The 11392-nt window shown below is 60.2% G+C and carries 8 protein-coding genes; 3 read left to right on the forward strand and 5 right to left on the reverse strand.

The annotated features are described in order from the left end of the window. Positions 1-375 precede the first annotated feature (375 nt). Positions 376-1629 (reverse strand): bifunctional alpha/beta hydrolase/OsmC family protein, encoded by a 1254-nt coding sequence (locus B4U45_RS26150; RefSeq protein WP_016343715.1) that lies wholly within the window; start codon positions 1627-1629, stop codon positions 376-378. Between the two features lie 313 nt (positions 1630-1942). Between B4U45_RS26150 and B4U45_RS26155 the strand changes: the two genes are divergently transcribed. Next, positions 1943-2689, forward strand: a complete 747-nt coding sequence (locus B4U45_RS26155) for an SDR family NAD(P)-dependent oxidoreductase (protein WP_087139732.1) — start codon at positions 1943-1945, stop codon at positions 2687-2689. A 118-nt stretch (positions 2690-2807) separates the two neighbouring features. Then, complete coding sequence (locus B4U45_RS26160) at positions 2808-3635, forward strand: LLM class F420-dependent oxidoreductase (protein WP_016343717.1); 828 nt, start codon at positions 2808-2810, stop codon at positions 3633-3635. A gap of 1474 nt (positions 3636-5109) precedes the next feature. On the opposite strand, the gene B4U45_RS26165 is transcribed toward B4U45_RS26160, so the two are convergent. The 4 genes from B4U45_RS26165 to B4U45_RS26180 form a co-directional block, all read right to left on the reverse strand. After that, a complete protein-coding gene (locus B4U45_RS26165; protein WP_016343718.1) occupies positions 5110-5898 on the reverse strand; it encodes an HAD-IIA family hydrolase in 789 nt (262 codons plus the stop codon). 313 nt (positions 5899-6211) lie between these two features. Then, positions 6212-6559, reverse strand: coding sequence for an ArsR/SmtB family transcription factor (locus B4U45_RS26170; protein ID WP_196760141.1), 348 nt, complete (start codon positions 6557-6559; stop codon positions 6212-6214). Positions 6560-6948: 389 nt separating this feature from the next. Next, positions 6949-8073 carry an alkene reductase gene (locus B4U45_RS26175; RefSeq protein ID WP_016343720.1) on the reverse strand — a complete coding sequence of 375 codons (1125 nt, stop codon included), beginning with the start codon at positions 8071-8073 and terminating at the stop codon, positions 6949-6951. Between the two features lie 61 nt (positions 8074-8134). Beyond that, positions 8135-9619 carry an aldehyde dehydrogenase family protein gene (locus B4U45_RS26180; protein ID WP_016343721.1) on the reverse strand — a complete coding sequence of 495 codons (1485 nt, stop codon included), beginning with the start codon at positions 9617-9619 and terminating at the stop codon, positions 8135-8137. Between the two features lie 1262 nt (positions 9620-10881). Between B4U45_RS26180 and B4U45_RS26185 the strand changes: the two genes are divergently transcribed. Next, a complete protein-coding gene (locus B4U45_RS26185; RefSeq protein WP_041928033.1) occupies positions 10882-11364 on the forward strand; it encodes a YkgB family protein in 483 nt (160 codons plus the stop codon). Positions 11365-11392: the final 28 nt, after the last annotated feature.

The raw sequence follows: 11392 nt of genomic DNA on the forward strand, positions 1-11392 counted from the left end.
GTTTCACCGGATGGTGACTGACCGCGGTCGAGCGTGCCGAGTTGGCACCCGGTTGCGTGCGGGGATCGCCGAGAAGTAACGCGATATCGCGTTCGTGAAAAAAAGTATCGGCGTACTTTGCGGCACAGCAACACAAGTGAGTCGTTTCGAGCTCATCGCCGCGGGGTTCAGGCTACCTGTGGGCGGGTTCCGGCGCACCACGGTGCCCGGTCGGATGCGCATTCGCGCAAACTACCCTGTTACCACTTCTGTACCGGACATTAATCCGCACTACGCCAACGGGACGCAATGGGCTCATGCGATGAAGCGTTCGCGGCCCCCACGATTCGTGCTTCGGGCTCCGCGGGCGACTCCGCCGATGATGGAGGATGCTGGTCAAAGCTGGGAATGATTACTATCACGGAGTCGCCCGGTCGTGCGAATGTCCACTTCGGAGCGGAGAGTGCGGTGCACTGGGCACCTGCTGGCGATCTCCATGAGCCTGTCGCGTTGGATGGCGCTCAGTGGTCCCTGCAACATGATGTTGCGTTCAATGCGATCGATGAACCCTTTCGTTTTGTCGAGCCCGGCACAGTCCTGCGCGTGGACACGGGAATGGCGGGCATCGACAACCACGCTTTCCAGTGGCCATTGTTTGCGTTCGGCGTACATCCTGATCGTCATCGACGTACAGGCTCCCAACGCGGCGAGCAATAGGTCGTACGGGGTGGGGCCCATGTCGTCGCTGATCGGACGAGGTTCGTCTGCAACAAGGCGGTGAGAACCGACCGTGATGTCCTGGGTGAGATTTCTCGCATCACCCCGCTCTGCGACCCGTACGACACCGTCGTCACCCGGCGGAGGGTCGCTGCGAGTCAGACCTGTGCTCGCACGGTGCTTCTGGTAACGGCCAGCCCAGGCAGCTATCACAGTAGCGGCGTACTCGGCGTCGTCACGGCAGCTGAGCAGATGATCAGCGCCGTCAAGTGCCACAAAGGATTTGGGGTGCCGCGCGATGTCGAAGATCTCTCGGGCATTGTCGACTGAGACCACCTGGTCGGTCGGCGAATGCAACACTAGGAGTGCAGCGTCGGCCGCTCGGATACGTTCCCGCTGGGGCTGTGCTGCGATGTCATCGAGGAACTGCTGCTGCAGACGGAACTCGCGACCGGCGATAGATATAGTCGCCTCACCTGCCGCGATGTCGTCGCATGACTGGCGCAGCAGGCCCGCTACGTGACCGGGATCTGCCGGTGTACCAATGATGGCAATGGCATTGACGTCATCGATTCGCGACGCCGCCGCAAGCACCGCAGCCCCACCGAGGGAGTGCCCAATCAGCATCGTTGGCGCACCGTGGCTCGCTCGCATGAAGTCGGCTGCACACACCAAGTCATCGACATTGGAACTGAATCCTGTCGCGGCGAAGTCGCCCTCGGAGTCCCCCAACCCCGTGAAGTCGAAGCGTAGGACGCCGATACCACTGCCGGTGAGGGCACGAGAGATTCGCGCCGCAGCCGAGTTGTCTTTTCCGCAGGTAAAGCAGTGTGCGAATACCGCCCACGTCGTGGGTGGCTGTTCTGGAGTCTCCAGTCGCCCAGACAGCGAGCCGCTACTGCCAGCGAACGTCACGCGCTCTGAATTGCTCATCGGGACGACCTCCTCATTTCTAGAACTGGCGGATGTGTCAGTCCGCCCGCGGTGTCCAGATCGCGGGGGCGGGGTGCTAAGCCCGACGAACGCAATACTTGTCCTTCCACTCGGGATCGGCTTGCCAGCAGACCCTGCACACACGGTGTTCCAGCGCGAGCATCGCCACGCTGAACCCTATAGCACTCTGCGGGACGGCCGAGAGTTGTAACGCTTGACCGTCGTCCGCACACTCATTGGTCGCATGTGATCGTACGAAGAAACCTTGGCCGCGGCACACAATCCGGTCGACCATAAGAAAGCAGGATGAACGATGGCTGTGCAACTGTCCGAGGCACGCGTTCTCATCACCGGCGGAACTAGCGGAATCGGGCGGGCTGTTGCCGTCTCTCTGGCTAGTCACGGTGCCGTAGTGGCCGTGTCAGGCCGGAGCGCGGAGCGTGGGCAACAGCTAGTAGGAGAGATCGAGGCCACGGGTGGCAAGGCCGAGTTTCTCAGCAGTGACCTGCACGACGCCGAATCCGCGAGGCTGCTCGCTGCTGACGCTATTACAAGGCTCGGCCATGTCGATGTGCTGGTGAATAACGCCGGCGTCTATCCGTTCGGACCCACCGAATCGATGACCGAAGAAGATTTCACCGCGGTGTTCGATCTCAACGTCCGCGTTCCGTTCTTCTTGGTTGCCGAACTAGCCCCCAAGATGGCCGAACGCAGCAATGGCGTGATCGTCAATGTCACAACGATGGTTGCCGAGTACGGAAACGTCGGAACCAGCCTGTACGGCGCCAGCAAGGCCGCGGTCGTATCCCTCACCAAAACGTGGGCAGCCGAGTACGGACCGCGGGGCATACGGGTCAATGCGGTCAGCCCCGGACCGACGTTCACCGAAGGCACCGCTGCTATGGGTGAGGGGCTTCGCGGACTGGTTGGCCCTGCTCCCGCGGGCCGTCCCGCGCAGGCTGAAGAAATCGCCAACTCGATTGTGTTCTTGGCGAGCGACCAAGCCAGCTACATCCACGGGGTCACCCTCGCTGTAGATGGCGGCCGCACCGCCGTCTGAACACCAGCTAACTGCACAGTCCATGCTGCCATCAATTCCGATCACACGGGCGCCGAATGCGGCGCGCATCGATTAGTGCGTGTCCTGCGCATCCCATTGAAATATGAGGTATGTCAATATGTCTAACCGTCGGAACCTGCCTGTTCGCGTCGGTGTGCAGCTGTGGCCAGGAGACACCCCTGACTACCGCACCTGGCGCGACGCAGTGATCACCGCCGAACAACTCGGCGTAGACGCAATCTTCGGCTACGACCATTTCCACAAGCCCGCAACCGCCCCGACCTCCGACGGGTTGCCCGAGCTCCTACCCGTGCAGCCCGACGTCAATAATTTCGAAGGCTGGACGTCGCTGGCCTCATGGGGCGAGATCACCTCACGCGCCGAGATCGGCTTGCTCGTAACTGGTGTCGGTTACCGCAATCCGGATCTTCTCGCTGACATGGCCCGCACAGTCGATCACATCAGCGATGGCCGCCTGATTCTGGGGATTGGATCCGGTTGGTATGAAAAGGATTACGTCGTTTACGGTTACGAGTACGGTACCGTCAAGTCACGGATGGACCTATTCGAGAGCAGCCTGAAACGCATAAGCGAGCGGCTCGACAAACTGATACCGGCTCCGACACGCAGCATCCCGATTCTCATCGGCGGCATGGGGGTGCGCCGCACGCTGCCTTTGGTGGCACGGTACGCCGACATCTGGCATACGTTCGCCAGCCCCGCCGAGTACCGGCGTAAGAATGCACTGCTTGGCGAGTTGGCACAGGTAGTAGGGCGCGATGAGTCGGCGATTGAACGCGCAGTGCACTGGACAGGCCGCGCCGACGCCGACGCATTTGCGAGTATGGGGGTAACGTTCTTTACCACTGAAATCCACCCGAACGCAGACGGATTCGACTTTCGCGAACTCAAAGATATGATCCACTGGCGCGATACATACAGCTAGACTGGGTCAGCTCACCGCGACCCTCGCGGGCCGCCCGTGTCCGCGCTACCCAGCGTGCCCTCATACGGCTCAGGTCACGAGCAACCTGGGCGATCCGGCCTACCCGTTTTTTCGACGATCCGGACCGCACCCTCACGGAACTCCTAGTCGTACTTCTTCCGTTTCCCTGGCATCTCGACCCCTATTGTCGATGCCTCCACGCTCTCGGCGAACTTCACCGAGCTAGTCCGCCGGCAATCTGGGCATCTACCCGGTCACCCTTCTCAGTGGACCAAGAAAGACGACATCGAACACCAAGTGCGCCAAGGTGTCCCGACGAGGGAGCCCTCGCACCAAGTCGGTCCCTGATACGGCTGACCGGCATCTACACTTGCCCGGACCAGAGTGGCTCCAACGTCCACTGCGGTGTGGTCACAGTCGATTATCTGGTCAGCCCCTGCTACAGCATCTCGTTCCAAATAAGTTGCAGGTCAATGCTATATGTCCAACACCGCAGCATCGAAGGCTGTTGCACTGCTGCGCTGTCATCGACATGGTCAGTCGCAGCATCGTCGGCTGACCGATAGCCTCGAAGGCGATTGCCACCTTGGTGGTCAAATCGTTAGACATGGCCATCAGCGACGGGCGCCCAGCCTCAGGCATGTCCTTGCTGATCACGAAACACCTTTCACTTCACGGGTTTCGGATGAAAGATCCGGGTGGCTAGACTGGGTCTGTCGTTTGGATCGATTGGGACGAGCTTGGCAGTCTCTTGGGCACGCTCAGCAGCCGAATGTGAATCCGCAGGGCACCATTGCCTTGACGGCTGGCTCAGCGAACGGCGTGCGAGGTTCAGAAGGAGCCGTCGTCTTGGTCGTCGTCTCGCCGAGTGTCATTCTGATGCTGGGCGATTCAGCTCCAGCATCGCTAGCAGAATCCTCAGCTGTCGCCGTTGCGGCGAATACTATCGCAGCGACGCACGCCGACCCGGCAAGTAGCAGCTGGGCGACTTTCGCTGGGCACCGCGTCAGTTGCGGCCCTCGCAGATTAATTGCCGATCGGAGCGTCACTCCTACGATTCTAATCTAGATATCGCGATATCGCTATATCTAGGAAGATGGTATTGGGGCGTCTTAGTCTCGATTTCCGTCCAAGGCGATGGTCGCCGGACTCCGGGTCGCAGTTGACGGGGTCAGGCTTGTGGGCGGGTCGCGGTTGCTGGTCTCGTGGCGCCGGGTGGGACGGGCTTCCCAGTGCCAGCGGTCCTTTCGGTTGATCGGTCATAGGCGGTCCGGTGTGAGCCGAAGGCGCCGCGGGGCGCTCCCAGCCGAACTGACGGTGGGCCAGCGGTTTGCTCATCGCTGACCAGGCCCGCTTGGATGGCGTGGCGGTGCGCGGGGTGGATGAGCACGTCTGGCGGCACGGGCCGTAAAGCCGCGTACACCGGTTACTACCACACTCACAGCGCAGGCACCGTCGTACGGCTAGATGGCTATCAGTGCTGGTGCTCGTTGCGCGTTAGCCAAGCGGGCATGTCAACGATGGAGTCCAGAGTGGTTTCTGCGGGATGTGTCTGGGTAAGGTCGATTTGGTCGGCATACATGCCGGTGCGTACCTGGATTGTGTGTGCGCCTACCGCGTTTCCCATGGCAATATCGTTGGCGGGTTGGTCGCCGATCAGCCAGAGTGCGTTCGGCTTGACGGGCACGCTCGCTGCGGCGGATCGCAGAAATTCTGGTGATGGTTTGCCGAGGAGTTTGCTGGTGACGCCGGTGGCGTGCTCAAGTGCTGCCGTGATCGCACCGGTGTCGATATGGTTGCCGTCGGGGCGTTTTCGATACTTCCCTCTTTGGAGTGCTATAAGGGTCGCACCGCGCTCGAGAGCGCGAAACGCCAAGTCGAGTAGCTGATGCGTTAGCGTGTCGTGAGTGTTGCCGACGACGACATGGGTGATCGCACCGCCGGCGTGGCGGTAGGGGGCAAATGTCGGAAGCAAGGCGCTTGACACCACCGGCAATACGTTGATCCGGCCGCGCGTTGCTTCAAAGAGTTGCAGGGCAGCGGATACGGGGGTGAAAACTTCGCCGACACGAACGTCGAATCCGCGCTCGCGCAGTGTTTCTTGGAGGGTCTGTGGTGGCACAGTATCGGTGTTGGTGAGAAAACGGAGCGTGCAACCCATGTTTCGGAGTCTTGTCACAGCCTCAGGCGCGCCGGGAACGAGCTCGTCACCAACGTATAGCGTACCGTCCAGGTCGCTGAATACTACAGGCGTTGGCATCATCGATACTCCGCGAAATGACTGACCTGCCGCATGTGCCGGATGTATCGAGAACGTTCGGGAAGAGCGATTGGGGCGGCGCCGATCTGTTTGTCAGAACTTGGTGACATAGTGGAGTTGCCTCTGTAACGGTATGGCGTTGACGTGGATGCCGGGCTGGGCTGCGCGAAGCAATATCAAGCCGTCTCAGTTAATGATGGTAGCCCCGCGTCCTCGCGTGTTCAGTTAAAAGTGAAATGACGGCTGTCGATTTTACCGCAGGCTATTACCTGGCTGGCTCGTGCTCAGTTGGTCAGCGAAGGAGAGCGCGCAGCGGTTAAATCAGCGCATTCAAGGCTTCCAGCAGCGACTCAATATTCTTTTCGTGCCTTTTGTAGTATGTCCAGGGCCCGATCCGTCGGGAGGTTACCAATTGCGCGCGTTGCAGAACTGCCATATATGACGACACTGTCGACTGTGATAAGCCGACATGTTTTTGAATGATACTCACGCACACGCCGACTTCTTGTGGATCGATATCCTGTTCGGGAAAATTTTTTCGCGGATCCTTGAGCCAACTGAGTATCGTTAATCGGGTAGGGTTATCGAGGGCTTTCAATGCCTCGTTGACATCAATACTTATTGAATTCTGGGAATTAGTACGTTCAGGTGAAGTGCTCAGCATTTTATGATCCCTTTCGTGGTCATGCTACGCGGGTGGGCCGCCGATCTGAAGGATGTTGCACAGTAGTTAGTAAACGTGGGCCTACATCCAGTGGCGGCGTTGCTAGTTCGACACACCGGGAGCTGGAGAACAGACATGTTGCGGATCCTGTCGTGTATAGGGACTAGCGTACCTGCGAGTTTGTGCCGATGCGCTGGGTAGTTGGCCAGAACGCTGCGCGGCCCATCGGTGATCGTCGTCGGCGCATGTCGTACCTCGTTGGCGGCTTCGCGGTTGGGTCCGCATGAAACGTTTCTCGTAGGCGGTTCGGCTGGGCCGCGGAGCATCCGAGGTGCGACTCGTCTTGCCGTGCAGCCTGATCGACTGCACGGCAAGACGTGGTTCGGTTACTAGCTACGGTAGGTGGGGTAATCGGTGTAGCCTTTCTCGGTGCCGCCGTACATGGTGCTCGGGTCGGGGGTGTTGAGCGGCCAGTCGTTGGCGATCCGTTCGGGCAGGTCTGGGTTGGCGATGAACGGTCGGCCGAAGGCGATCAAGTCGGCCCAGCCAGCCTCAATGGCACGGACTGCGCGTTCGGCGGTGTACTTGCCCGCCAGTAGGATGGTTCCGCTGAAGTTTTCGCGCACTGCGACACGGAAGCTTTCCGGCATTTCGGGAGCGTTGTCCCAGTCGGCCTCGGCCAACGACACGTATGCGATGCCAACCTCTTCGAGGATCTTTACCGCCTCGATGTAGGTCTCATGGGGGTCATCTTCGACAAGGCCAAGGTAGACACGGTCTTCGCCAGTGGTGGTGAACAATGGCGAAAACCGCACACCCAGACGGTCTTTACCGACGACGCCGGCAACTGCCTCGACCACCTCGCGCAGGAACCGGAGGCGATTCTGCAGGGAACCGCCGTATTCGTCGTTGCGGTGGTTGGTATGGGTGGACATGAACTGGTTGACCAAGTACCCGTTGGCTGAGTGGATTTCCACCCCGTCGAATCCGGCGTCGAGAGCATTGCGCGCGGCGTCGGCGTAGAGCTGCACGACGTCTTTGACCTCGCCGGTCGTCAGAGCCCGCGGCGGCGACGGCGGCGCCAGCGCTCCGGCTCCCGGGCCCGTTTCGACGAAAACCTTCACGGCGTCCGCGGTGATGGCCGACGGGGCGACCGGTGCGCCGGCGTCGGGCTGCAACGAGGTGTGCGACACCCGTCCCACATGCCAGAGCTGGTTGAAGATCACCCCACCGGCGGTGTGAACCGCATCGGTGACTTTGCGCCAACCCGCAACCTGTTCAAGGTTGTGGATCCCGGGTGTCCAGGCGTAGCCCTGCCCGCGCGGTTCGATCTGCGTACCTTCGGTCACCATGAACCCGGCACCACTGCGCTGCGTGTAGTAATCCGCCATGAGTTCGTTGGGTACGTTGCCGGGCTGCGAACTGCGCGAACGGGTCAACGGGGGAAGAACGATGCGATTCTTGACCTCATAGGGGCCGAGCTTGGTAGCGGTGAACAGCACTGAGTCTTTCATTTCTTTTCTTTCCGGTGTTGGTGTGATGGTTTCAATCTTGTGCAGCGATGGGATACGCGATTTAGAACAGTCCGCGCGGAGCTTCGTTCATGCTCACGTAGATGTTCTTCTTGTGGGTGTACGCGTCAAGCATGGATTTGTAGGCTTCGCGGCCCAGACCGGATTTCTTGTAGCCCCCGAAGGGTGCATGCGCAGGGATCTCATGGGCCGTGTTCACCCACATCCGACCGGTCTCCACCGCGCGTGCCACGCGAAGTGCACGGTTGATGTCTTGGGTCCACACTGTGCCGGCGAGTCCGTATTCTGAGTCGTTGGCCAAGGCGATAACTTCATCCTCGTCCTTGAATGGGATAACAACGAGAACGGGGCCGAAGATCTCTTCCGATGCAACGCGCATATCGTTGCGCACATCGACCAATATTGTCGGCTCGACAAAGAATCCGGAATCGTAGTCCCCGCCAGTGAGCCGGCGACCACCCGTCAAAACCGTGGCACCTTCAGCACGACCGGTTTCTACATAGCCCAACACGCGCTCCAGCTGGGCTTTGCTGATCAACGAGCCCACCTGGGTGTCTGGTGAGAGGGGATCCCCCACGCGGGCCGTGGTGAACTTGGCTTTTAGTTCGTCGATAAAACGGTCGTAGATCGACTCGTGAATGAAGAGGCGAGCTCCGGATTCGCAGGCTTGGCCTTGATTCCATAGAATCGCCAGGGCTGCCCCCTCGACGGCCTTGTCCCAATTCGCGTCGGGGAAAACGATATTCGCCGATTTGCCGCCCAGCTCCAGCGTTGCTGGTACCAGTCTTTTGGCTGCGGCTTCGGCGACGGTGTAGCCGACTCGGGTGGAACCGGTGAATGCCAGCTTCTGTACCGTCGGGTGATCCAGCACGGCCTGGCCGGCAACCGGCCCTGTGCCGGTGACGATGTTGACGACACCGGGGGGAAGAACTTGCGCGAAAATCTTTGCCAGTTCGGAAATGCTGACCGGCGTCATCTCCGATGGCTTGATCACCACGGTGTTCCCTGTGGCGATTGCCGGGGCAATCTTCCAGGCTGCCATCAACAACGGAAAGTTCCAGGGGATCACCTGACCAACCACACCAAGCGGTTCGCTCAGCACGAGGCTGAGGGTCTGTTCATCAAGCACGGCCGCCTCGTCTGAGTGACTGCGAATCACTCCGGCGAAGTACCTGAAGTGATCAATGGCGATGGGCACGTCGAGAACGCGCGACTCGCGAATCGGCTTGCCCACATCCAGCGACTCCAGGACCGCGAAACGCTCGGCGTCAGCCTCCAGCAGGTCGGCGATCCTGTTCAACGCGTTCGCCCGTTCCGTCACCGTGGTCGCCCTCCAGCCCGCAAACGCACGCTGCGCCGCCTGGACCGCGCGATCGACATCAGCGGCTGTTCCACTAGGAATACGAGTCAGCACCTCACCCGTCGCGGGATTGATACTCTCGATCGTCTCCCCGGACTCCGCGTCCACCCATTGGTTGTCGATGAACATTCCGTAGCTGCGGTCCGGAGCATACTGGGACGTGGACATGGCGCGCTTCTCCTTCTGATTGGCGGGCGGGCCGGAAGTACAACCGGCTCAACCTCTTCCGTGATTTCGTTGTTCACCACCCCTGACGACGTGGTGCCACCAACCCTAACCTAGATATCGAGATACGTCAATATCCCAATAGCGCGATATTCAGATGGGCGTAAAGGGGGTGTCTTCCTGCGCTAACACCGCCGGGTCGGCTGGTTGGTGGCCGTCGGTGCGTGACCGTGCTTGAGGTGCGCTCTGCTGCGCGGCTTAACTCGGACGATCCCCACTCAATAGGGACTCGCCGAACTGCGCAGGTTCGACCGTGCCATCCGGCCAGGAACCCGCAGTCGAATGAAATCGGCAACGATACGAAAACCCGTGAACCACCCCAGGTTTGACGCGCATCAAACCCGGGGTGGTTCAAAGTGCTTGGGAGGCGGTGCCAAGCCGGCGGTGCGGTGGCCACTTGATCGATTCTCGCGCAGCGTCTACTTCCTGGGCCGAGGTCTGCTGCAACGCCGCAAGCTTGCCGAGCATCGTCGACCTCGTCATGTGTACCATGCCTAAGCCAAGGCAAGAATCATTGTAACCCGGTCAGCATCGGCGGTTTGGCCTGCAGGTCACCCGGCAAGTAGTCCGATGGGGCGCAGAACCCGATGAACCTGCAGTGCGAACACTCGCGGTCGTTCTCGCCAGGGTGTGCACCGTGTTGCATTCGGTGTTCTACCGCCTGAAACGGTTGCTGCGCAACATGGTCGGACCATCGCTCCTAGCCGTCGATAGCCTCTCAAGGTCGCCCAAAACTGGAGAGACCCAGCACTGTCTGGTGGCGGTCAGTGCGTTTAGGGTTGCGTTCATCGCCTTGCTCAAAGCAGATTGGTCGCCAAATCTGTTCGGCCGTTAGTCGCGACACAGCAAATCGGCACTACGAGGGCCGACAGACCACGCCGGCGTTTTCCCTGACCGCGCTGCGCTGCTAAATGGTCCGTGCTGTGCTGGTCGATTGCGCCGACACGGGGCGGATAAGCCGACTTCTGGGGTTACCGCGACTAAAGGAACTTGGCGTCGACGACCGCAGCGCCGCGCGGAAGGGCGTGGGCACCCAAATGGTCGAGGGCGAGACCTCGCAATCCGCGTCGTCGGTCTCGACCCACAAGATCCCCGCAGGAACTATGACGTACGGCACACCCACCTAAACGGAAGCGCTGTAACGCTTTCCGAAGTGCATAGCACTCAGTGGTGTAGTCAACCCAACTAGCAAGGGAGTCATCATGATCGCTACCATCCGCGAGCAGATTCAAGCCGGCGTGCGCCCAGAGTCGCCAGTAGCACGTGGCGGCGCGGGCCTGGCACGGTACGGGCTGGTCGTCGTCATCGCCTGGATCGGCATGCTGAAGTTCACAGAGTACGAAGCCAACGGCATCGCGCCATTCGTGTCGAACAGCCCTTTCATGTCTTGGCTGTACGACATTTTCTCGATCACCACCTTTTCGTCGCTACTCGGTGTAGTCGAGATCGCAATCGCGGTCTTGCTCGCCGTCAAACCGTGGTTCCCTCGACTCTCAGCGATCGGTAGCCTCATGGCCATCGGCATGTTCGCCACAACACTGACATTCGTGCTCAGTACGCCTGGTGCATTCGAAGCATCAGCAGGAGGTTTCCCGGTGTTGTCGTCGACTGGTCAGTTCCTGATCAAGGACGTCGCACTGCTCGGAATCTCTGCCTGGACGCTGGTCGATGCACTCACACGCCGCTGAGGCCGAAGCCGCCCTCGTCACCTCGCTT

The sequence above is a fragment of the Mycobacterium persicum genome, from assembly GCF_002086915.1.
Classification (GTDB): Bacteria; Actinomycetota; Actinomycetes; order Mycobacteriales; family Mycobacteriaceae; genus Mycobacterium; species Mycobacterium persicum.

What these genes read in the sequence shown, in the direction of transcription:
- B4U45_RS26160 (WP_016343717.1), top strand. Translation starts at nt 2,808, where the DNA reads ATGTCTAACCGTCGGAACCTGCCTGTTCGCGTCGGTGTGCAGCTGTGG.
- B4U45_RS26180 (WP_016343721.1), bottom strand. Translation starts at nt 9,619, where the DNA reads ATGTCCACGTCCCAGTATGCTCCGGACCGCAGCTACGGAATGTTCATC.
- B4U45_RS26175 (WP_016343720.1), bottom strand. Translation starts at nt 8,073, where the DNA reads ATGAAAGACTCAGTGCTGTTCACCGCTACCAAGCTCGGCCCCTATGAG.
- B4U45_RS26150 (WP_016343715.1), bottom strand. Translation starts at nt 1,629, where the DNA reads ATGAGCAATTCAGAGCGCGTGACGTTCGCTGGCAGTAGCGGCTCGCTG.
- B4U45_RS26155 (WP_087139732.1), top strand. Translation starts at nt 1,943, where the DNA reads ATGGCTGTGCAACTGTCCGAGGCACGCGTTCTCATCACCGGCGGAACT.
- B4U45_RS26170 (WP_196760141.1), bottom strand. Translation starts at nt 6,559, where the DNA reads ATGCTGAGCACTTCACCTGAACGTACTAATTCCCAGAATTCAATAAGT.
- B4U45_RS26165 (WP_016343718.1), bottom strand. Translation starts at nt 5,898, where the DNA reads ATGATGCCAACGCCTGTAGTATTCAGCGACCTGGACGGTACGCTATAC.